Raw genomic sequence first — 21,850 nt, forward strand, 5'->3', positions numbered from 1 at the left:
TTCGCGTTCGGGTTGATCAGCCGGTGTTGCGCATTCCGGCGGCGATGCCGTTGACCGTCGTGAGCAGCGCCCGCTCCAGGGCGGTGCCGTCGCTCGGCGCGCGTCGGCCACCCGGCGCGGTGGCCACCGCCCGCCCGGCGGCGCCGGACTCCCGGTACTGCCGCAGCAGCGCCACCTGGAGGTGGTGCAGCGGCTCCAGGTAGGTGTCGCGGACGGCCAGGGTGCGCTGGAGCACCGGCGAGTTTTCCAGCAGGGCGGGTGAGGCGGTGACCGCCAGCAGCTCCCGCTTGGTCAGCTCGTACTCCTGCTCGATCTGCTCGAAGATCGGGTGCAGCTTCTTCGGCACCAGCGTCTCGACGTACCGACGGGCGATGCTCAGGTCGGTCTTGGTCACCATCATCTCGACGTTCGACAGGAACGTGCGGAAGAAGTGCCAGTTGCGGTGCATCTCGGCCAGCACGTCCGCCAGCCCGGCCTCGCGTGCGGCGGCCAGGCCGGAGCCGACGCCGAACCAACCCGGCACGATCTGCCGGGTCTGCGTCCAGCCGAACACCCACGGGATGGCCCGCAGACCGGACAGGCCCGCGCCGGTGTTCGGGCGCTTCGCCGGCCGGGAGCCGATGTTGAGCGCGCCGAGCAGCTCGGTGGGGGTGGACGCCCAGAAGTACGCCGGCAGGTCCGGGTCCTCGACGAGCGACCGGTAGGAGCGGAACGCGGACTCGGAGACCACGTCCATGGTCGCGTCCCAGCGTTCCAACATCTCGGCCGGCTGCCGCGGTGCGGTGTGCAGCAGGGTCGCCTGGAGCACCGCCGCGAGGGTGAGCTCCAGGTTTTCCCGGGCCAGTGACGGCAGGGTGTACTTGTCGGAGATCACCTCGCCCTGCTCGGTCACCTTGATCGCGCCGTCCATCGTCCCGTACGGCTGGGCCAGGATCGCCTCGTGCGTCGGCCCGCCGCCGCGACCGACAGTGCCGCCCCGGCCGTGGAACAGCCGCAGGTGCACCCCGTGGCGGGCCGCCACGTCACGCAGAGCGCGCTGCGCCCGGTGGATCGACCACTGGCTGGTGGTGATCCCGGCTTCCTTGTTGGAGTCGGAGTAGCCGAGCATGACCTCCTGCACGTCGCCCCGGGCGCTCACCAACGCCCGGTACGCGGGCAGCGACAGCAACTCGTCGAGGAGCTCGCCGCCGGCGTTCAACTCGGCCGGGGTCTCCAGCAGCGGCACGAACCCGACCCGGGCCCGCCCACTGTGCACGTCCACCAGGCCGGCCTCGCGGGCCAGCACCACGGCGGCCAGCACGTCGTCGACACCCAGGGTCATCGAGATGATGTACGACTCGATCACCTCGGAGCCGAACCGGTCCTGTGCCTCCCGGATGGTGCTGAACACGTCGAACGTCTTACGGGCCGGCTCGGACAGCGCCGTGTCCGCTGTGGACAGCGGCCGGCGGCCGGTCAGCTCGTCAGCGAGGAGCTTGGTGCGCTCCAGGCGGGTCAGCGCCGGGTAGTCGGAGACCTCGCCGACGGCCTCGTAGAGCTGGGCGAGCACCGCGTGGTGCGCCTCGGCGTGCTCCCGGACGTCCATCGTGGCCAGGTGCAGGCCGAACGCGGACACCGTACGGATGGTGGAGGCCAGCCGGCCGACGGCGGTGAGCTGCCCGGAGTTGCGGGCCAGCGAGGCGCGCAGCAGATCCAGGTCGGCGATCAGCTCGGCGGAGCCCCGGTAGTCCCGGCCCGGTACGTGCGCGGTGCCCTGGCGCAGCCTCTGCCGGGTGTTGGCGAGCTTCGCCTTCACGCAGCGCGCCTTGAGCCGGTACGGCTCCTCCGCGTTGACCCGCCGGAACCGCGTCGCCACCTCGGGCAGCGCGTCCAGGTCGGCGGCGAGGCTGGCGGAGAGGTCCAGGGACACCCCGCGCAGCCGGCGGGAGACCGAGACCTCGTTGATCAGGTGGTCCATGGCCTTCTCGGTGGCCGCGATGCCGTGCTCGTGCTGGATGGTCAGCACCTCACGGGTGACCGCCGGGGTGACGAACGGGTTGCCGTCACGGTCACCGCCGATCCAGGTGCCGAAGCTCAGCGGCCGGGCCGTCGGCGAGGTCTCCACGCCGAGGGTGCGCAGCGTGTCGGCCAGGTCGTCGAGCACCTGCGGGGCGGCCTCGGCGTACAGGTCGCGCAGGTAGTAGATGGCGTTGCGGGCCTCGTCGGTCGGGTCCGGCCGGTCCAGCCGCAGCTCGTCGGTCTGCCACATCAGGTCGAGCAGCTCGGCCAGGCGGCGGTTGGCGGGGCCCTCATCGCTGGCGCCGTAGAGGATCGCGTTGGCGGTCTCGGTGTCCAACTCGTCGGCGATCGCCCGCAGCTTGGACAGGATCGAGCGGCGGGCCGCCTCGGTGGGGTGCGCGGTGAAGACCGGACGGACCGCCAACCGGCGGGCCGCGTTGGCGATCTCCTCGGCGGGCACCCCGCGCTCGGCGATCATCTTGGCCGCCTGGTCCAGCCACCCGCCCTGCACCGCGCGGCGGCGGCGCAGATCCCGTGCGCGGTGCACCTGCTCGGTGATGTTGGCCAGGTGGAAGTAGGTGGAGAAGGCGCGCGCCAGCTTGGTGCCGGTGGTCACGTCGAGCCCGCCGAGGCGCTGGGCGGCCGCCGGTGCGTCGGTGCGGACCTGGGCGCGGATCTCCTCGACGAGGTCGAGCAGTGGGCGACCCTCCTGGCGGGCCAGAGTCTGCCCGAGCAGGGTGCCGAGCCGGCGGATGTCGGCACGCAGCGCGGCGTCGGGGCCGTCGTGGTCGTGCTGATCGGTCACGGTGCGCTCCCTTACGTGGGTACGAAGGACAGCGCTGTCCGACTCACTGGATGGTATCCGCGTGCACCGGATGTCTGGAGGACCCCCGGGCGATCCAGTGCCCCTGGAACGGTGTTTTCGGACGTGATCTCAACCACCGTCGCCGACGGGAGCGGGGCCGGGGCGGGTCGGGCCGGAGTCGGAGGTGACGGTCCGGCGACCGCGGACGAGGCTCGCGCCGAGCAGACCCAGCCCGCCGAGCACCGCCCAGAGCGCGAGGGCGAAGGCCGGCCAGCCCGCCGATCGCCAGTCGAAGTACACCGCCGCCTTGCTCAGGTCGTTGGCGAGGCCGGGGATGTTCCACCGGTGCATGCCGCGCAGCACGCCGGGCAGGAACTCGGGCGCGTAGATGCCGCCGGAGCCGGGGTTGCCGAGCACCACCAGAAGCAGGATGACCAGCGCGGTGCCCGCGACGCCGAGCCAGCCCTGGATAGCGCTGGCGAACATCGCGGCGGCGAAGACGGCCAGCGCGCCGATCGCGGCGATCGTCGGTACGTCGTGGTGCCAGATGTCCAGCACCGGTCCGACCACGACCGCGCCGGCGATGCCGAGCAGCACGCTGTAGACGGCCAGGGCGGCGATGCGCAGCCCGGCCCGCCGCACCGTACGTGGGGTCGTGCCAGCGGATATCCCGAGCACGGTCGAGGCGAGGTAGCCGCCGAGCACGTAGCCGACGTTCAGGTAGAAGGGCACCACCCCGCGCGGGTCGGCCGAGGTGACCGGCACCTCGTCGACGACCTTCAGCGGGGTGCCGCTGCGGGTGGCGGCGGTGGTCAGCACCTCCTTGATCGCGCTGGTGGCGGAGGGGCCGGAGGCGCTCGCGATGGTGAGGAGCAGGCCGTTGTCGGGGCCGGTGCTGAGCACGGCGTACACCGCGCGGCTGAGCAGCCCGTGCTCGGCGGCGCTCGCGTCGTCGTACCCGACTGGTTTGATGATGTTGGTCTGACCGCGCACGGCGTCGAGCGTCGCCTGGGCGCGCTGGTCGCCGAGGGCGACGCCGACCGGCAGGTCGCGGGGTGTGGGCTGGTGCAGTGCGCCGACGTAGGCCGCGATGAACGCGGTGGCGAGCACCAGCGTGCCGAGAAGCAACCCGATGCTGCGCGGCGCCCAGTCCCGGTCTCGGCCCTGCGATGCGTTGTCCACCTTGCGAGCCTATGGCCGGTTTTGTGATCGGCAGGGCGGAAACCGGTTGGCCGGACCGTTAGCGTTCGATCATGGTGTCGCTGAAATACCCGCCCAAACCCCGGCCGGGCGACCGGGTCGCGGTCGTCTCACCCTCCGCCGGCCTGCCAGCCCTCTTTCCCCACGTGTACGAGTTGGGTCTGCGCCGGCTGCGCGAAGAGTTCGGCCTGGAGCCGGTGGAGTATCCGACCACCCGGGTCCTGGGGGCGGACCCGCGTGACCGGGCCCGCGACCTGACCGCAGCCTTCGCCGACCCGACCATCACCGCGGTGCTCGCCACGGTCGGCGGCGACGACCTGATCACGGTCACCCCGCACCTCGACGACGACGTGCTGCGGGCCAACCCCAAGCCCTACTTCGGCTACTCCGACAACACCAACGTGCTCAACCACCTCTACCGGCTGGGCATCGTCGCCTACCACGGTGGGTCGGTGCTGGTGCATCTCGGCCGGCCCGGCTCGCCGCACCCGCTGACCTTCGCCTCGCTGCGCGCGGCCCTGTTCACCACCGACTGGTACGAGTTGACGCCCGCCCATGAATGGGGCGACCGGCCGAACCCGTGGACCGAGCCGGAGACGCTGGCCCACGAGCCGGAGATGCTGCCCGGCGCGGGTTGGCGCTGGCAGGGCCCGCAGCGGGAGGTGCTGGGGCGCACCTGGGGCGGCAACCTGGAGATCCTGCACTGGTTGCTGGCCACCGACCGGGTGCCCACCGCCGCCGAGCTGGACGGGTCGGTGCTTCTCGTCGAGACCTCCCAGGAGATGCCCGGCGCGCAGGAGGTGTTCCGGATCGTGCGGAACATGGGGGAGCGTGGCCTGCTCGCCGCCTTCCCGGCCATCGTCGTCGGCCGCCCCAAGGCCTGGGACCGCGCCAAGCCGCTGTCGGTGCCGGAACGGCAGGCGTGGGGCGACGCCCAGCGGGAGGCGATCACCCGCGCGCTCGCGCCGTACAACCCGGACGCGGTGGTGGTCTTCGACGTCGACCTCGGTCACACCGACCCGCAGTTGATCATCCCGTACGGCGGGGAGATCCGGGTGGACGCCGTCGCGCGCAGGATCTCGGTGCGCTACTGACCGGCTGGCCGCGCGTTGCCGCCGCCACGGGTGACGTCAGGGGTTGACGACGGCGAAGGCCCGGACCGGGAACGTGCCCATGCCGGCCACCCTCGGTGGGGCCGCGGTGAACCGGAACCCGGTCGGGGGCAGCGCGTCCAGGCCGGTCAGGTGCTCCACGATCGGGATGCCGGCGGCGAGCAGCGTGCTGTGTGCGGGGCGCTGACCCTCGGCCGCCGGGCTCATGTCGTCGATGTTGATCGAGTCGATGCCGACCAGGGTCGCGCCCGCGTCGGCCAGCGCCTGGGCGGCGTCCCCGGTCAGGTACGGCGCCTCCGGCGCGGCGTACCGCTCGGTGCCGAAGTGCGCATCCCACCCGGTGTGCAGCAGGACGGCGCGTCCGGCCACCTCGTACGGGGCCAGCATCAACCGGTCCACGGCCCGAACGCCGGCCGGCACCCGGACCACCACCCCGGGCAGGTCGGCGAGGTTGTCCAGCGACACCCCGGTCAGGTCGTCGCCGCCGGCCCAACGATGGGCGGGAGTGTCCACGTACGTGCCGGTGTTGGCGATCAGGTCGATCCGCGCCACGTGGAACTCGGTGCCCGGCGCGTACCGCTCGCGAGATGCCGCGAAGGTCAGCCAGTCGGTGATCCGGGGCCCCGGCCAGCCCGGCAGGGTGGTCATGCCTTCGCTGATCACGTGGCTCAGCTCGACCAGCCTGCGGCCGGTCGACGGCCGGTCGACGGCAACGCCCCGGCCGCCCTTGTGCGGCTCTTCGATGATCGTCTTCGCGCTGATCCGCACCTCGGCGACCATCAGCAACCCGAGGTGCCGGACGAACAACGCCGCCAGGTCGTCGTCGCTGATCTCCCGACCCGGGATGTCCAGCCGGAACCCCTCGGTGCGCAGCCCGCCGCCGTTGGCGAAGCTCACCTCCGCGTCGAACTGTGCCCGCCGCTGCTCATCCACCCCGAAACCCGACCATGCCAGCCGCCACCGGTCAAGATCTACCTCCCGTTTTCAGCCGCCTCGGGCTGCAGGGCTCGGGCTCCAACCTTTCCAAGATCGTGCTCAATCCAGGAAAGAGTGCGATCCGCCGACGCCGAGACCACTACATCCTGGATCGAGCACGATCTTGATCGGTGTTGCCCCCGCCGAAGGCAGCAGCGCGACGGATCGCCCCGCGCGTGCGTCCGCGCGCTCCCGCCGAGCAAGATCCGCACAACATCAGGGAAACTGCTGCCTGCCGCGCCCCGGAAGCAGCAACTTCCCCGAAGTTGCGTGGATCTTGGGGTGGGTCACGGGCCCGCGCGGGCGTGGCGCGGACTTTGGGTCAGGGTGCCCGGCGCGGGGCGCGGGGCGCGGGGCGCGGGGCGCGGGTCGCGGGGTGCGGGCCGTGGGGTGTGGGGCGCTGGCCTGGGCGGAGGGGCGTGCGCGGGCCTGGGTGCGGGGCGTGGAGCTGGGTCGAGGGGTGGGCGGGCGGGGTGCCGCGCGCCGCGCGGCGTGGACCTGGGCGGAAGGGGGTGTGTGTCGGTGGACGGGGATAGGCTTGTCGTCGTGCACCCCCCGTCCGGCTGGACGAGGGGCCGCCGTCGTGTGCGTCGACTCCCCGGGAAGGATTCCCTTGCTCACCGGTCTGTTCTCCGCCGCCCTGGCCGACCCCGGGCTGACCCGGGCGCGTGACCTGGCGCGCTCCGGTGCCGCCCAGGTCGACGGCCTCGACATCACCGCCCCTGCGGCGCTGCGCCCGTTCGCGGTCGCTGCGGTCGCGGCCGACCCCGACGGCACCGCAGGTGGGGCCGGGCGACCCGTGCTCGCGGTGACCGCCACCACCCGGGAGGCCGACGATCTGGCCGCCGCGCTGGGTGGGTTGCTGCCGGCGGAGCAGGTGGTGGTCTTCCCCTCCTGGGAGACGCTGCCGCACGAGCGGCTGTCGCCACGCTCGGACACGGTGGGCCGACGGCTGGCCGTGCTGCGCCGGTTGGCGCACCCGGAGGCTGCCGACGCGCACGGGAGCACCGGGCCGCTGCGGGTGGTCGTGGCTCCGGTCCGTTCGCTGCTTCAACCGCAGCTCAAGGGGCTCGGCGATCTGGAGCCGGTGCAGCTCGCCGCCGGTGAGGAGGCCGACCTGGAGGAGGTCGCCCGTCGGCTGATCGACATGGCGTACGCCCGGGTCGACCTGGTCACCAAGCGCGGGGAGTTCGCCGTGCGCGGCGGCATCCTGGACGTCTTCCCGCCCACCGACGAGCACCCGTCCCGGGTCGAGTTCTGGGGCGACGAGGTGGAGGAGATCCGCACCTTCGCCGTCGCCGACCAGCGGACCATCGAGCAGGTTCCGCTGCTGTGGGCACCGCCCTGCCGGGAGTTGCTGCTGACCCCGGCGGTCCGTGACCGGGCCGCCGCGCTGGCCGAGCAGCACCCCGAGTTGGCGGAGATCCTCGACAAGCTGGCCGAGGGCATCCCGGTGGAGGGGATGGAGTCGCTGGCGCCGGTGCTGGTCGGCCCCGACTCGCTGGAGTTGCTGCTGGACGCGATGCCGTCCGGCACCCACGTGCTGCTCTGCGACCCGGAGCGGATCCGCACCCGGGCGCACGACCTGGTGCGTACTTCGGAGGAGTTTCTCCAGGCCAGCTGGGCCGCCGCCGCGGTCGGCGGCCAGGCCCCGGTGGACGTCGGCGCCGCCGCCTTCCGCACTCTCGGCGAGGTGCGCGCCACCGCCGGCAAACTCGGCCAGCCGTGGTGGACGCTGTCCCCGTTCGGCCTGGTGGAGTCGGACACGGCCGAGACGCGGCAGCCCTGGGAGGACGCGCCGGAGCAGGCCGCAGTCACCCCCGACGACGCCATCGCGGTGACCCTCGCCGCCCAGCCGGCCCCGCTTTACCACGGCGAGACCAGCCGAGTGGTCGACGACCTCAAGCGCTGGGCCGGCGAGGGCTGGTCGATCGCGCTGGTCTTCGAGGGCCACGGCCCCGCCCAGCGGGCGGTGGAGGTGCTGCGCGACGCCGGGCTGGGCGCCCGGTTGACCGAGGAGGTGCCGACCGCGCCGGTCGCCGGTGAGCTGGTGGTCACCTGCGGCGCGCTGAGCAGCGGGTTCGTCGACGAGGCGTCCCGTTTCGTGCTGTTGACCGGCAACGACGTGACCGGCGGTCGGGGCACCTCGACGCGGGACATGCGCAAGATGCCGAGCCGGCGGCGCAACACCATCGACCCGCTGGAGCTGAAGGCGGGCGATCACGTGGTGCACGAGCAGCACGGCATCGGCCGCTACGTCGAGCTGGTGCAGCGCACCGTCAACGGGGCCAGCCGCGAATACCTGGTGATCGAATACGCGGCCAGCAAGCGGGGTCAGCCCGGCGACCGCCTGTTCGTCCCCACCGACCAGCTCGACCAGCTCTCCCGCTACGTGGGCGGTGAGCAGCCGACCCTGCACAAGATGGGCGGCTCGGACTGGCAGAAGTCCAAGGCCCGGGCCCGTAAGGCGGTGCGGGAGATCGCCGCGCAGCTCATCCAGCTCTACGCCGCCCGAAAGGCGTCCAAGGGCCACTCGTTCGGCCCGGACACCCCCTGGCAGCGGGAGTTGGAGGACGCCTTCCCCTGGCAGGAGACGCCCGACCAGCTCGCCGCGATCGACGAGGTCAAGCGGGACATGGAGCAGACCGTCCCGATGGACCGGCTGATCTGCGGCGACGTCGGCTACGGCAAGACCGAGATCGCGGTCCGGGCGGCGTTCAAGGCCGTGCAGGACGGCAAGCAGGTGGCGGTGCTGGTGCCGACCACGCTGCTGGTGCAGCAGCACTACAACACGTTCGCCGAGCGGATGAGCCAGTTCCCGGTGCAGATCCGGCAGCTGTCGAGGTTCCAGACCCCGAAGGAGACCGAGCGGACGCTGGAGATGGTCGCCGACGGCACCGTCGACATCGTCATCGGCACCCACCGGCTGCTCCAGACCGCGACCCGGTTCAAGCAGCTCGGGCTCGTGATCGTCGACGAGGAGCAGCGCTTCGGTGTCGAGCACAAGGAGCACCTGAAGACGCTGCGCGCGTCGGTCGACGTGCTGAGCATGTCGGCCACTCCGATCCCGCGCACCCTGGAGATGGCGATCACCGGCATCCGGGAGATGTCCACCATCGCCACCCCACCGGAGGAGCGGCACCCGGTGCTCACCTTCGTCGGCGCGCAGGACGACCGGCAGGTGGCGGCGTCCATCCACCGCGAGCTGCTCCGCGACGGGCAGGTCTTCTACCTGCACAACCGGGTCGAGTCGATCGACCGGGCGGCGCGGCGGCTGCGGGAGCTGGTGCCCGAGGCGCGGGTCGCGGTGGCGCACGGCCAGATGGGTGAGGACGCGCTGGAGAAGGTCATGGTCGGCTTCTGGGAGAAGGAGTTCGACGTCCTGGTCTGCACCACGATCGTGGAGTCGGGCATCGACATCCCCAACGCCAACACGCTGATCGTGGAGCGGGCCGACCTGCTCGGCCTGGCCCAGCTGCACCAGATCCGTGGTCGGGTCGGCCGGGGCCGGGAGCGGGCGTACGCCTACTTCCTCTACCCGCCGGAGAAGCCGCTCACCGAGCACGCCCACGAGCGGCTGGCGACCATCGCGCAGCACACCGAGCTGGGCGCCGGCATGTACGTGGCGATGAAGGACCTGGAGATCCGGGGTGCCGGCAACCTGCTCGGCGGTGAGCAGTCCGGGCACATCGAGGGTGTCGGCTTCGACCTGTACGTGCGGATGGTCGGCGAGGCGGTCTCCGCGTTCAAGGGTGAGCGGTCGGAGGACGAGCCCGACGTCAAGATCGACCTGCCGATCGACGCGCACCTGCCGCACGACTACGTGAGCGTGGAGCGGCTGCGCCTGGAGATGTACCGCAAGCTCGCCGAGGCGCGGGACGAGGAGCGGCTGCGCGAGGTGGTCGCCGAGATGACCGACCGGTACGGCGAGCCGCCGGCGCCGGTGCAGAACCTGGTGGAGGTGGCCCGGTTCCGCCTGCTGGCCCGCCGGTACGGCCTCACCGACGTGTCGATGCAGGGCAAGCACGTGCGGTTCGGCCCGTTGCCGTTGCCGGATTCGAAGCAGATGCGGCTCAAGCGCTACCACCCGGACGCCGTCTACAAGCAGGCCACCGACCAGGTCAGCGTGCCTCGGCCGAGCACCCGTCGGATCGGCGGGGAGCCGCTGCGTGACCAGGCGCTGTTGCAGTGGTGCGCGCAGCTGCTCTCCGATGTGCTCGGTGCCCCCGCCCCGCTCGCCGTCGCGGCCAGCTGAGGCGCGGGCCAGGTGACGCGCTGCGGTGAACTGGAAGCTCGGTGAGGTGGGGGCCGTCACAGCACGGGAGAGGGCATGAGAGAGTGACGGGCATGCGTGCTCGCCGTGTGATCGCCGCCGCCAGCGTCGCGGCCCTGGGTGTCCTCTCCCTCGCTGCCTGCGGGAAGTCCGCACCGAACGTCGCCGCGTACGTCGGTGACACCACGTACTCCCTGGAGCGGGTCGACGCGATCTACGACGACGTGCAGGCGAAGTACGGCGACGCGGTCCGGCAGGAGGCTGTGCAGGCGGGCGCGACGCCCTCGCCGGAGCAGTTGCGCTCCGCGGTCACCCGCCAGGACGTGGTCAACCTGCTGGTCGGTCTGGATCTGGGCAAGCGGGTGGCGGCCGCGAAGAACGTCCAGGTGCCCGACGAGATAACTCCGGAGCAGCTCGAGCAGAACCTGCGGGTGCCGGCCAGCACCGAGTACGCCAAGCTCTGGGGCGAGTGGATCGACCTGCTGCAGGTGCTCAACCAGCAGCTTCCGCCGGCTGAGCTGAGCGACGACTCGCTGATGGCCGTCTACAAGGCCCTCACGAAGACCGGGGCGATCCAGGGCGGAATGTCCGTGGCGGATGTCCGCAAGGCGTTCGGCGATGGGGGTTTCGTCCGCAGCGCCACCGCCCTCAGCGCCGCGCTGGAGGAGGAGGCGGGCCGGGTCGACGTCTCGATCAACCCGCGCTATCGGGCGGTCGGGGTGCCGTCGGTGGTGAGCACGGGCCAGACGCTGGTCTTCTACTCGCTGCCGTACATCAACGAGGAGGGTCCGGTCACCGACATCTCCAGCCCTGATTCAGCGCCGTCGAGCGCTGCCCCGGACGCTGGCCCAGGCACTGAGGGCACGGCCAGCTGAGCATGTCGGCACGGATCGTCCTCCTGGTCACCTCACCCCGGTTGCCCGCCGGCCTGCTGACCTCCGCGGCCTGGGATGTCGTACGCCAGCACCCGGTGTTGACCGGCGCGGAGAGCGAGTTGGTCACGGCCGTGCGCCAGGCGGGCGCCGAGGTCACGGTGGTGGAGGGTCCGGCGACGCAGCCGTTGCTGGATGCGGTGGCGACGCACGGCACTGTGGTGTGGCTGGCCGGCCCGGCGGGCGACGAGGCGCTGGCCCGCGAGTTGGGTCTGCGGTTGGCCCGGCAGCCGGGGTTGGCCGAGATGGAGCTGATGTACGGCTCGTGGGATCCGCCGGGCGCCCGACTGCTCGACGCGGTGGCCGTGATGGACCGGCTGGCCTCGCCGGGCGGCGACCCGTGGAAACGCGCGCAGACGCACCGCAGCCTCGCCGGTTATCTGCTGGAGGAGAGCTACGAGGCGTACGACGCGATCAGCGCCGACGACACCGATGCGCTCCGCGAGGAGTTGGGTGACGTCCTGTTGCAGGTGGTGCTGCACGCGCGGCTCGCCGAGGAGTTGCCCGAGGACGAGCGGTGGACCATCGACGACGTGGCCGGTGGCCTGGTCGACAAGATGATCCGGCGCAATCCGCACGTCTTCGCCGGTGCCGAGGCGGGCACTCTGGAGGACATCACCGAGAACTGGGAGCGGATCAAGCGCGCCGAGAAGGCACGCGACTCGGTGCTGGACGGCGTGGCCCTGAGTCAGCCCGCTCTGGCCCTGGCCGCGCAGATCCTGAAGCGCGCCGCCCGCAGGGGCATCGAGGTCCCACCGCCGTTGGCAGACACCCAGGTGGACGCCGAAGCAAGGTTGGGCGCGAGCCTCCTGGCCACGGTAGCGGCGGCCCGCGAGGCGGGCATCGATCCGGAAGCGGCCCTGCGCCGCGCCACCCTGGCCTACGCAGAAGCCATCCGAACCGCCGAAAGCCCACCCGCCGAAACCCCCACCCCCCAACCCCCAGACCCGCGTTGATCATGAAGTTGTTGCCACGACACGCCGAGGTCAACGGCAACAACTTCATGATCGACGTAACAGGTGGCAGTGGGTGGGCCGGTCGGTAGGGTGGTCCGGGTGGAGGCGTTTGGGGTACTAGCTGAGCGGGTTGTCGAGGCACTGCTGGAGTCACGGCCGGGGGTTGCCACCGCTGCCGGGGATCACCGGTTCGACGACCGGCTGCCGGACCTGTCCGTCGACGCGCTGGCCGCCGACCGGGCGATGCTCTCCGACGCGGCCAACGCCCTGTCCGAACTGGACCCGGACTCGCTCGACGTGGAGGAGCAGGTCGACCACGCGCTGCTCAGCTCATTCGTGGACCGGGAGCTGTTCGAGCTGACCGAGATCCGCTCGCACGAGTGGGATCCGCTGCGCCACAACCCCGGCGCGCTCCTGCACCCGCTGCTGGCCCGCCCGTACGCCCCGGCGGAGGTGCGGCTGACCCAGTTGGCAGGACGGCTCGCCGCCGTACCGGACGCCCTCGCCACCGCCCGCGCGACGCTGCGGGACATGCCGCGGATCCACGCGGAGACGGCGGTCGGCCAGTTCGCCGGCACGGCCGCGCTGATCCGCGACGAGCTGCCGCCGCTGCTCGCCCAGGCCCCGAGCGCCCTCGGCCGGGTCGAGCCGGCGGCCACGGCGGCGATCGCCGCGCTGGAGGAGTTCGTCGCGTGGCTGCGCGCCGGCCTGGCTGCCGACGCCGGCCCGGGGCGGGACCCCCGGCTGGGCCGCCGCCGCTGGGAGGCCCGGCTCTGGCACACCCTCGACACCGAGCTGGGCGCCGCCGAGATCCAGCGCCGCGCCTGGGCCAACCTGGACCGGGTCACCGCGGAGATCCGCGAGGCGGCCGTCGAGCTGGTCGGCGGCCCGGCCGACGACGCGGCCGTCCGCCGGGCGCTGGACCTGCTCGCCGCCGAGCACCCGGACGACGCGACGATCGTCGACCTGGCCGGGGTGACCCTGGACGAGGCGACCGACTTCGTCCGCGCGCACGACCTGGTCACCCTGGTCGACGACCGGTGCGTGATCCAGGAGATGCCGGAGTTCGCCCGGGGTGTCGCGGTGGCCTACTGCGACGCGCCCGGCCCGCTGGAGACGGCGGCCGTGCCCACCTTCTACTGCATCGCGCCCACCCCGTCGGACTGGCCGGCACAGCGGGTGGAGTCGTTCTACCGCGAGTACAACGACCACATGATCCGCAACCTGACCGTGCACGAGGCGATGCCGGGGCACTTCCTCCAGCTCGCCCACGCCCGCCGCTACGTCGGTGGCACCCGCGTCCGGGCCCTGGCCGAGTCCGGCCCGTTCATCGAGGGCTGGGCGGTCTACACCGAGGAGCTGATGACCGGCCTCGGCTACGGCGGTCTGCCGGTGCGGTTGCAGCAGCTCAAGATGCAGCTCCGGATGACCATCAACGCCCTGCTCGACCAGTTGGTGCACGCCGACGACCTGCCCGAGGCCGAGGCGATGGCGCTGATGACCGGGCGCGGCTTCCAGGAGGAGGGCGAGGCGGCCGGCAAGTGGCGCCGGTCGCTGCTCACCTCCACCCAGCTCTCCACCTACTTCGTCGGGTACAGCGAAATGGCTGAGATCGCCGCCGCCCGCCCGGACGGCGTGTCGGTGCGCGACTGGCACGACGCGATGCTCGCCCACGACTGCCCACCCCCGCGCCACCTGCGCACCCTCCTCGGGGTCTGAGCAACAGCGGCGCCTGCACCGGTCACCGTCGCGCGGCGCTCACCGTCGCGTCGATCAGCCAGCGCGAGATGGAGTACGCGGGCGGCAGTTGCGCCGGCAGCGCATCCACGCCGAACCACTGAGCCTGGGTCAGCTCCCGCCCGTCGACCACCGGCTCGGCCTGCGGGTCGGCGGCACGGGCGGTGAAGCCGGCGAGCAGCACGCCGGGGCCGGAGATCGCCCAGGGCTGGCTGCCGAAGTACGCCAGCCGGTCGACCGGCAACCCGACCTCCTCGCCGACCTCCCGGTGCACCGCCGTCTCCAGCGTCTCGCCGGCCTCGACGAAGCCGGCCACCAGTGCCCACAGCCCGGTCGGCCCGGTGGCGTGCCGGACCAGCAGCAGCTCGTCGGCGTGACCGGCCGGGCCGGGCCGGGTGATCGCCACCAGGACCGCTGCGGAGAGCTGCATCGGCACGTACAGGCCGCAGTCGGGGCACCGGCGGGCCGTCTCGCCGGGCAGGTCGGCCAGCTCCGCTCGGCAGGCGCCGCACCACCGGTGGGTACGCCGCCACGTCACCACCGCCAACGCCCGGCCGGCGAGCGTGGCGTGCGGCTCCGGCACGTCGGCGGCGAGCGACGCCCAGCCGCGCGCCCGGCCGGGGAGGGCATCGGTGGTGGTGAGGTCGGTGGCCCAGGCGGGCACTCCGTCGAGGGTGCCCAGCGGCACCCAGTCGGTGTCGGCGGGCAGGTCGGCAACGCGCAGTGGTCGGCCGTCGACGCTGGTCAGCAGCTTCGAGCCGGTCACCGGCAGGGCCAGGTCACCGGCGGCGGGCGGTCGAGCCCGATCGGCACCGGGCAGGAACCCGGCCGTCGGAACGGTCACGATCCGCCGGGGCGGCGGTCCACGACACCGGCACCGGCCGGCGGGTCGAACGCGTCCTTGTCCACGGTCGCGGAGTAGCGGCTCAGCGCCAGCTCCATCGGCTTGCCGTCGACCGGCCCGGTGAAGCTGCCCAGCACACCCTCGGTGGTCACGCAGGCGGTGAAGTCGCTGGACGAGCTCTGCACCTCGACGCAGGCGGCGTGGTGCCCGGCGACGGTGGTGTCGCTCTGCTTGATGACCGCCTGCGGGTCGAGCGCGGCGGCGCTCAGCAGCCCGATCACCACCGGCGGCGTGACCAGGCCCTGCTGGTTGGCCTCACCGAAGAGGGTCACTGTGGGTTTGCTGCCCGGGGTGGGCGGGGCGACAAGCGTGCACTGCGGGCGGGCGCCGGTCGTCGTACACCGGGTGACGGCCTCGGGGGTGACGGTGAGTCGCCCTCCGGGGTAGGTGTACGCGGAGCGGGCCGGGTCCTGCGCCTGCACGATCGCGGCGCTCTGGCCGCCGGGCAACTGGTAGTCGGCCGAGTAGGTCAACTCCAGCGCGCGGTCGAGGCGGGCGGCGAGGTCGTTGACGAGTTCCGAGCGACCCATGGCGACGCCAGCGTCCTCGAATGTCTGACAGCCGGTGACCGTGAGCGACGCGATGACCGACACGGCGAGCATGCGGAGGGTGGTCGAGGCGGCGGGCATGGCGACCAGCCTGGTGGATCCGGTCCGCGCAGCGCAAACCCGTTGCCGGTTGACGCCCGGAAATCCGGGAATGTCCGTCAGTGCGGGCCGACTCGGGTGCGCGGGCGACGCCGTGCCCGTTCGCGCCGCCCGATACGCTGCGTTCAACACCTGCCTCAGCCGCACCGTCGCGGCCCACCCACGGACCGGATCACAACAACGAGGAGCGACTCAGTGGCAACCATCGAGGGAATCGTCGCCCGGGAGATTCTCGACTCGCGGGGCAACCCGACGGTCGAGGTCGAGGTCGGCCTGGACGACGGCACGGTGGCCCGCGCTGCCGTGCCCTCCGGCGCCTCCACCGGCGCCTTCGAGGCGATCGAGCTGCGCGACGGTGACGCCGACCGCTACCAGGGCAAGGGCGTGGAGAAGGCGGTCTCCAACGTCGAGGACAAGATCGTCGACCAGATCATCGGGTACGAGGCCAGCGAGCAGCGGCTCATCGACCAGAAGATGCTCGACATCGACGGCACCGACAGCAAGTCGGAGCTGGGCGCGAACGCCATCCTCGGGGTTTCCCTCGCGGTGGCGAAGGCCGCCGCCGGCAGCGCCGAGCTGAGCCTCTTCCGCTACCTGGGCGGCCCGAACGCGCACCTCCTGCCGGTGCCGATGATGAACATCCTCAACGGTGGCGCGCACGCCGACTCGAACGTCGACATCCAGGAATTCATGGTCGCCCCGATCGGCGCCCCCACCTTCCGTGAGGCGCTGCGCTCCGGCGCGGAGGTCTACCACGCCCTCAAGTCGGTGCTGAAGAAGAAGGGCCTGTCCACCGGGCTCGGCGACGAGGGTGGCTTCGCCCCGAACCTGCCGACCAACGCGGCGGCCCTGGACCTGATCGCCGAGGCGGTCGAGAAGGCCGGTTACCGGCTGGGCACCGACATCGTGTTCGCGCTCGACGTGGCGGCCACGGAGTTCTTCGACAACGGCACCTACACCTTCGAGGGTTCCGCGAAGTCCGCCGAGGAGATGAGCAACTACTACACCAAGCTGGCCGGTGACTACCCGATCGTGTCGATCGAGGACCCGCTGGCCGAGGACGACTGGAGCGGCTGGCAGACGCTGACCGCCTCGATCGGCGACCGGGTGCAGATCGTCGGCGACGACCTGTTCGTGACCAACCCGCAGCGCATCGCCCGCGGCATCGCGGAGAAGTCGGCGAACGCGGTCCTGGTCAAGGTCAACCAGATCGGCTCGCTGACCGAGACGCTGGACGCGGTGGACCTGGCCCACCGGGCCGGCTTCAAGTGCATGATGAGCCACCGTTCCGGCGAGACCGAGGACACCACCATCGCCGACCTGGCGGTGGCCACCGGCTGCGGCCAGATCAAGACCGGCGCGCCGGCCCGCTCGGACCGCGTCGCGAAGTACAACCAGCTGCTCCGGATCGAGGAGGAGCTGGCCGACGCGGCGCGCTACGCCGGCGCCGGCGCGTTCCCGCGCTACCGTTCGGCCTGAGACGCGCGAAGCCTCGGGGGAGGGGTGTGACGATGCAGCAGCGCCGCACACCGGGTGGTCAGCGTCCCGCCCGCCGGCCGGGTCAGTCCGGTCGGCCGGGTGGCGGGCGCGCCACGCGGGGATCGGTCCGGGAGGCCGGCGTACGCGCCGACCCCCGCGCCGCTGGTCGGGCGCCGGGTGCTGCCCGGGGTGCCGAGGGCGTTCGCTCGGCGAATCGTCCGGCCGCCGCTCGGCGTACCGCCGCCGGCGCCGGTGTGAAGCGGCTCGCCGCGCCCCACCCCCGTCGCTTCACCGGCCGGGCCACAGTGCTGTTCGCGGTCCTGATCGCGCTCGCGCTGGCCTACACGTACCCGGTCCGGGTCTACCTGGACCAGCAGGCCGACATCGAGCGGATGGAGGCGGCCCAGGCGGTGCAGGCGGCGGAGATCGCCAAGCTCGAGGCCGAGGCCGCCAACTGGAACGACCCGGCGTACATCAAGACGCAGGCTCGGGAGCGGTTCTTCATGGGCGAGCCGGGCGAGAAGATGATGGTGGTGCTGCACGACCCGGAGGGCGCCGCCCGGGACGCCGGGAAGTCGGCCGGTTCCGCCGCCCCGGCGGGGCCGTCGACCTGGTACGACACGCTCTGGTCGAGCGTGCAGGCAGCCGACAGCCAGCAGCCGGGCAAGTGATCCACCGATCAACGCACCAGGAGAGACAGTGACTGTCGTACCACCGTCGGAGCCGGCGGCGGATTCCGTACCTCTGCCGCAACGGGAGCCGGCCACGGAGGCCGACCTGGCCGCGGTGGCCGCGCAGCTCGGCCGGACGCCCCGGGGCACCCGGGCGGTCGCCCACCGATGCCCGTGCGGCCTCCCGGACGTGGTGGAGACGACCCCCCGCCTCGCCGACGGCACCCCGTTTCCGACGCTTTTCTACCTGACCTGCCCCCGGGCCACCGCGGCGTGCAGCCGGCTGGAGTCGGCGGGGCTGATGAAGGAGATGGCGGCCCGGCTGACGACGGACCCGGAGCTGGCCGCGCACTACCGTGCCGCGCACGAGGACTACCTCGCGCGCCGCGAGGCGGTCGGTGAGGTGCCGGAGATCGCCGGCATCTCGGCCGGCGGGATGCCGGGCCGGGTGAAGTGCCTGCACGTGCACCTGGGGCACGCCCTGGGCGCCGGCCCGGGCGTGAACCCGTTCGGCGACGAGACGTTGGCGCTGGTTGAGCCGTGGTGGTCGGCCGGTCCGTGCGTGGACGTCCCGGCGGGCGAATGAGCGCGCCGGCCGGGTCCTCGGCGCCCGAGAGTCAGATCGTGGTGCGGCGGGCCCGCACCGGGGACGTACGGGGCATCCGGCGGCTGGTGGACACCTACACCGACGACCGTCGGCTGCTGAGCAAGGCCACCGTCACCCTCTACGAGGATGTGCAGGAGTTCCGGGTGGCGGTCCGCGCCGACGACGGCGTCGTGGTGGGCTGCGGCGCGCTGCACGTGATGTGGGAGGACCTGGCCGAGATCCGCACGGTCGCGGTGGACCCGTCCTACCGGGGGCAGCGGATCGGGCACCGGCTGGTGGGGGAGCTGATCGACGCGGCCCGGGAGCTGGGCGTGGCCCGGATCTTCGCGCTCACCTTCGAGACGCGGTTCTTCGGCGCGTTCGGCTTCCAGGAGATCGACGGCGCACCGGTGCCCCGCCAGGTGTACGAGCAGTTGCTGCGCTCGTACGACGAGGGTGTCGCGCAGTTCCTGGACCTGGAGCGCGTGAAGCCGAACACGCTGGGCAACACCCGGATGCTGCTGCGCCTGTAGGTCAGGCCTTGCGGGGGTGCGTCGCGAAGAACTCCCACATCAGGTCGGTGGCCGACAGCCCGGCGGAGGACGCGGCGAGCTGACCGGCTGTCGCCCCCGGCCAACTGTGGCCCATCTCGGGCAGGGTGTAGACACTGACCTCGCTGCCGTCCGCGCAGCTCGCCACCGTGTGCGTCACACCCGGCACCCCGGACGCCTTCGGGCTCGGCCGGCAGGAGAGCCGCTGCTGCCAGGTCTGCATGCCGGTCTGGAAGGTCGACGCGTACCGGTCCTGGCCGCCGATGAAGGTGATCACGGAGACCGGGCTCTTCGGCACGTAGCTGTCGGTCGTGGTCAGCTTCCCGCTGTAGCCGCCGCTGACCACCCCGATCGCGGCGTACGTGCCGGTGCTCTCCACCGCCGCCCGGAAGCTCATGTCGCCGCCGTTGGAGATGCCGGTGAGGAAGACCTGGTTCGGGTCCGCATGCCAGGTCTGCACCAGGTGGCCGGTGAGAGCGGTGAGGAACCCGACGTCGTCCTGGCTGCCGCAGCAGACCAGCGCGTTGAAGCCTCCGCCCACCCCGTCGGGGTACGCGACCAGCACGTTGTCCTTGTCGGCCCTGGCGTCCAGGCCCGCCAGCTCCCGCATCGCAGAGCCCGTCCCGGGATAGAAGTGCAGCGCGATGACCAGCGCGGACGGCCTGCCCGGGTCATAGCCGGGCGGTGCGTGCAGCAGGTAGGCGCGCTCGACCCCGTTGTGCGTCAGGGTGAGCTCGTGGTCGCCCGCCGCCGGGCGTTCGGTCGACGCGGAGGGTGCGGCGGTCGGGGCCGACGGAGGTTGCCCCCGCTCACCACAAGCCGCGGCCACGACGATGAGGCAGAGCCCCGTCAACACTGCCACCGTCCGCCGCACGCCGGCCACCCCCCGTCGACCTCGCCGTCCACCCTGGAGGCGGTCGGATCGTGGATCAACCCTTTCGGTCCTGGGCGAAGGACGGCAGGCTGTTTCCCATGCTTCGCCTCCATCTCGGGCCGGCGGATCTCTGCCGGGTGCGGTTCGGTGACCGACTGCACCCGGTCGGCACCGCACTGCTGGCCGGCCAGTGGCTGCGGGATCCGACGGTGGCGGCGATGGCCCCGACGCTGGCCGAGCGGGCGGCGGCGCTGGAGAGCACGGGAGCCGCCCAGGCCGCCACCGCGATCCTGCGGCACCTGCTGCCGGCACGGGGGCGCCTGCCGGACTTCGTCACCCCCTTCGCCGGGGTGGAGTCGGTCGCCGCCGGTCTGGAGGCGATCCAGGCGACCCCGGCACGACGGGTACGCGCCGAGGTCGGCGCGGCGTACGCGGACGTCACCGCCACCCCGCTGCGGCGGCGGTTCGCCGCGGCCGACCCGGAGATGCTGGACCTGTTCGGCGGGGCCGTCCGCACCTGGTTCGACGCCGTCCTCGCGCCGCACTGGTCCGATCTGGTGTCCGCGTACCGCCAGCAGGTGACCTGCGCCAGTCAACGGCTGGCGCAGCACGGCCTGGCCAGCCTCTTCGCGGGCCTGCACCCGGCGATCCGGTGGCGGGAGCCGGTGCTGGAGGTGCGGACGTGGTGGGACGGGGATCTGCCCGGCACCGGCCACGGGCTCATCCTGCTGCCCTCCCCGCTGGCCGGACCCCGGCCCCGGGTGCTGGTCGAGCCGGATCGCCCGATCCTGCTCGTCTACCCGGCGCTGATGCCTCCGCGCGCGGCCACCGCCGAGGGCGATCCACTCGGCCGTTTGCTCGGCGCCACCCGGGCGCTGGTCCTGCGCGAACTCGCGACCGCGGGTGGGATGACCACCACAGTGCTGTCCCGGGCCGTCGGGATCAGCCTCTCCTCCGCCTCGGAGCACGCCACCGCGCTGCGGGCCACCGGCCTGGTGGCCAGCGAGCGGGAGGGCGGGGCCGTCCGACACCACCTGACGGCGCTCGGCGCGAACCTGCTGCGGGGCCTGCCGGGCGACTCGTCCAAGGCGGGTCCGTCGCCCGCCCAGGAAGCCGGGTGGCCGCCCGCCCTGCCGTAAGGTTGCTGCCGTGACGACGCGTGTGGCGGCCATCGACTGCGGGACCAACTCGATCCGACTGCTGGTCGCCGACCTGCCCGGGGAGTCGGCCGGGCCGCAGGCGCCGCTGGTCGACCTGACCCGCCGGATGGAGATCGTCCGGCTCGGCCAGGGTGTGGACCGCACCGGTCGGCTGGCACCGGAGGCGATCGAACGGACCCGGGTGGCGCTCGCGTCGTACGCCGCCGACATCGAGAAGCTGGGCGCCGAGCGGGTCCGCATGTGTGCCACCTCGGCCTCCCGCGACGCCGCCAACGCCGCCGACTTCACCGAGATGGTGCAGCGCACCCTCGGTGTCGCGCCCGAGGTGGTCACCGGCGACGAGGAGGCCCGGCTGTCGTTCACCGGCGCGGTGCGCGGGCTCCCGGCCGACGCGAAGGCGCCGTTCCTGGTCGTCGACATCGGCGGAGGCTCCACCGAGTTCGTGGTCGGTGACCGGGCCGCCGGCGTGCGCGCGGCCATCTCGGTGGACATCGGCTGCGTCCGGATGACCGAGCGGCACCTGCCCGGTGACCCGCCGACACCTGGGCAGGTCACCGCCGCGCAGGCCGACGTCGCGGCCGCCGTCGACCGGGCGCTCGCCGTGGTGCCGGGCCGCGAGGCGGCAACCCTGGTCGGTCTCGCCGGGTCGGTCACCACCGTGGTCGCCCTCGCTCAGGGCCTGCGGGAGTACGACCCGGAGCGCATCCACCACGCCCGGGTGTCGTACGAGGCGGTCGCCCAGGTGACCGCGGACCTGCTGAGTCAGACCCGTGAGCAGCGGTTGGCGAACCCGGTGATGCACCCGGGCCGGGCCGACGTGATCGGCGCCGGCGCACTGGTGCTTCGGGTGATCATGGAGCGGGCCGGGATGCCGTCGGTGGTCGCCTCCGAGCACGACATCCTCGACGGCATCGCCTGGAGCCTGGCCACTTGATCGACTCGCTTTCCTGAAAAGTCGTGGTGTCCCAGCAGAGCGGATGCCCCGATTTC

17 protein-coding genes are annotated in these 21,850 nt (G+C 72.5%); 11 read left to right on the plus strand and 6 right to left on the minus strand.

Annotation, left to right across the window (positions count from 1 at the left end):
- Nucleotides 1-16 precede the first annotated feature (16 nt).
- Together ppc and HNR22_RS23575 are read right to left on the minus strand one after the other, a co-directional pair.
- Nucleotides 17-2,803, minus strand: a complete 2,787-nt coding sequence (ppc, locus tag HNR22_RS23570) for a phosphoenolpyruvate carboxylase (protein WP_179782161.1) — start codon at nt 2,801-2,803, stop codon at nt 17-19.
- A gap of 129 nt (nt 2,804-2,932) precedes the next feature.
- Nucleotides 2,933-3,985, minus strand: a complete 1,053-nt coding sequence (locus HNR22_RS23575) for a hypothetical protein (protein ID WP_179782162.1) — start codon at nt 3,983-3,985, stop codon at nt 2,933-2,935.
- A gap of 71 nt (nt 3,986-4,056) precedes the next feature.
- On the opposite strand from HNR22_RS23575, the gene HNR22_RS23580 reads away from it, so the two are divergent.
- Nucleotides 4,057-5,097: a S66 family peptidase gene (locus tag HNR22_RS23580; protein WP_179782163.1), complete on the plus strand. Its 1,041-nt coding sequence runs from the start codon at nt 4,057-4,059 to the stop codon at nt 5,095-5,097.
- A gap of 36 nt (nt 5,098-5,133) precedes the next feature.
- On the opposite strand, the gene HNR22_RS23585 is transcribed toward HNR22_RS23580, so the two are convergent.
- Complete coding sequence (locus HNR22_RS23585; RefSeq protein ID WP_179782164.1) at nt 5,134-6,048, minus strand: cyclase family protein; 915 nt, start codon at nt 6,046-6,048, stop codon at nt 5,134-5,136.
- A 655-nt stretch (nt 6,049-6,703) separates the two neighbouring features.
- Between HNR22_RS23585 and mfd the strand changes: the two genes are divergently transcribed.
- The 4 genes from mfd (at nt 6,704) to HNR22_RS23605 (ending at nt 13,970) form a co-directional block, all read left to right on the plus strand.
- Nucleotides 6,704-10,345, plus strand: a complete 3,642-nt coding sequence (gene mfd / locus HNR22_RS23590) for a transcription-repair coupling factor (RefSeq protein ID WP_179782165.1) — start codon at nt 6,704-6,706, stop codon at nt 10,343-10,345.
- 92 nt (nt 10,346-10,437) lie between these two features.
- Complete coding sequence (locus tag HNR22_RS23595) at nt 10,438-11,238, plus strand: hypothetical protein (RefSeq protein WP_179782166.1); 801 nt, start codon at nt 10,438-10,440, stop codon at nt 11,236-11,238.
- A gap of 2 nt (nt 11,239-11,240) precedes the next feature.
- Nucleotides 11,241-12,251, plus strand: a complete 1,011-nt coding sequence (locus HNR22_RS23600) for a nucleoside triphosphate pyrophosphohydrolase (protein ID WP_179782167.1) — start codon at nt 11,241-11,243, stop codon at nt 12,249-12,251.
- Between the two features lie 99 nt (nt 12,252-12,350).
- Nucleotides 12,351-13,970 carry a DUF885 family protein gene (locus tag HNR22_RS23605; RefSeq protein ID WP_179782168.1) on the plus strand — a complete coding sequence of 540 codons (1,620 nt, stop codon included), beginning with the start codon at nt 12,351-12,353 and terminating at the stop codon, nt 13,968-13,970.
- Nucleotides 13,971-13,992: 22 nt separating this feature from the next.
- Here the strand turns inward: HNR22_RS23605 and nudC are convergent, their stop codons facing one another.
- Nucleotides 13,993-14,832: an NAD(+) diphosphatase gene (gene nudC / locus HNR22_RS23610; RefSeq protein WP_179782169.1), complete on the minus strand. Its 840-nt coding sequence runs from the start codon at nt 14,830-14,832 to the stop codon at nt 13,993-13,995.
- Nucleotides 14,829-15,521: a hypothetical protein gene (locus HNR22_RS23615; protein ID WP_179782170.1), complete on the minus strand. Its 693-nt coding sequence runs from the start codon at nt 15,519-15,521 to the stop codon at nt 14,829-14,831. Before HNR22_RS23615 ends, nudC begins: the two co-directional genes overlap by 4 nt.
- A 213-nt stretch (nt 15,522-15,734) precedes the next feature.
- On the opposite strand from HNR22_RS23615, the gene eno reads away from it, so the two are divergent.
- From eno to HNR22_RS23635, 4 genes are read left to right on the plus strand one after another with little or no spacing between them, the layout of a single operon-like run.
- The gene (gene eno / locus HNR22_RS23620) at nt 15,735-17,018 is read left to right on the plus strand and encodes a phosphopyruvate hydratase (protein ID WP_088946234.1); all 1,284 of its coding nucleotides are present in this window, start codon (nt 15,735-15,737) and stop codon (nt 17,016-17,018) included.
- Between the two features lie 32 nt (nt 17,019-17,050).
- On the plus strand, nt 17,051-17,689 hold the full coding sequence (locus HNR22_RS23625) for an FtsB family cell division protein (protein ID WP_179782171.1): 639 nt from the start codon (nt 17,051-17,053) through the stop codon (nt 17,687-17,689).
- 28 nt (nt 17,690-17,717) lie between these two features.
- The gene (locus tag HNR22_RS23630; protein WP_179782172.1) at nt 17,718-18,275 is read left to right on the plus strand and encodes a DUF501 domain-containing protein; all 558 of its coding nucleotides are present in this window, start codon (nt 17,718-17,720) and stop codon (nt 18,273-18,275) included.
- Nucleotides 18,272-18,808, plus strand: a complete 537-nt coding sequence (locus HNR22_RS23635; protein WP_179782173.1) for an amino-acid N-acetyltransferase — start codon at nt 18,272-18,274, stop codon at nt 18,806-18,808. The genes HNR22_RS23630 and HNR22_RS23635 overlap by 4 nt, the downstream gene beginning before the upstream one ends.
- Before the next feature lies 1 nt (nt 18,809).
- Here the strand turns inward: HNR22_RS23635 and HNR22_RS23640 are convergent, their stop codons facing one another.
- Nucleotides 18,810-19,688 (minus strand): CE1 family esterase, encoded by an 879-nt coding sequence (locus HNR22_RS23640; RefSeq protein WP_343059938.1) that lies wholly within the window; start codon nt 19,686-19,688, stop codon nt 18,810-18,812.
- A gap of 110 nt (nt 19,689-19,798) precedes the next feature.
- Between HNR22_RS23640 and HNR22_RS23645 the strand changes: the two genes are divergently transcribed.
- On the plus strand, nt 19,799-20,839 hold the full coding sequence (locus tag HNR22_RS23645; protein WP_179782174.1) for an ArsR/SmtB family transcription factor: 1,041 nt from the start codon (nt 19,799-19,801) through the stop codon (nt 20,837-20,839).
- Nucleotides 20,840-20,861: 22 nt separating this feature from the next.
- Nucleotides 20,862-21,794, plus strand: coding sequence for a Ppx/GppA phosphatase family protein (locus HNR22_RS23650; RefSeq protein WP_179783695.1), 933 nt, complete (start codon nt 20,862-20,864; stop codon nt 21,792-21,794).
- Nucleotides 21,795-21,850: the final 56 nt, after the last annotated feature.

The sequence above is a fragment of the Micromonospora jinlongensis genome, assembly GCF_013410645.1.
Classification (GTDB): Bacteria; Actinomycetota; Actinomycetes; order Mycobacteriales; family Micromonosporaceae; genus Micromonospora; species Micromonospora zamorensis.

Excerpts from the sequence above, each read along its gene's own strand:
- HNR22_RS23580 (WP_179782163.1), top strand. The coding sequence starts at position 4,057 with ATGGTGTCGCTGAAATACCCGCCCAAACCCCGGCCGGGCGACCGGGTC.
- HNR22_RS23595 (WP_179782166.1), top strand. The coding sequence starts at position 10,438 with ATGCGTGCTCGCCGTGTGATCGCCGCCGCCAGCGTCGCGGCCCTGGGT.
- HNR22_RS23600 (WP_179782167.1), top strand. The coding sequence starts at position 11,241 with ATGTCGGCACGGATCGTCCTCCTGGTCACCTCACCCCGGTTGCCCGCC.
- HNR22_RS23615 (WP_179782170.1), bottom strand. The coding sequence starts at position 15,521 with ATGCCCGCCGCCTCGACCACCCTCCGCATGCTCGCCGTGTCGGTCATC.
- HNR22_RS23625 (WP_179782171.1), top strand. The coding sequence starts at position 17,051 with ATGCAGCAGCGCCGCACACCGGGTGGTCAGCGTCCCGCCCGCCGGCCG.
- HNR22_RS23635 (WP_179782173.1), top strand. The coding sequence starts at position 18,272 with ATGAGCGCGCCGGCCGGGTCCTCGGCGCCCGAGAGTCAGATCGTGGTG.
- HNR22_RS23645 (WP_179782174.1), top strand. The coding sequence starts at position 19,799 with ATGCTTCGCCTCCATCTCGGGCCGGCGGATCTCTGCCGGGTGCGGTTC.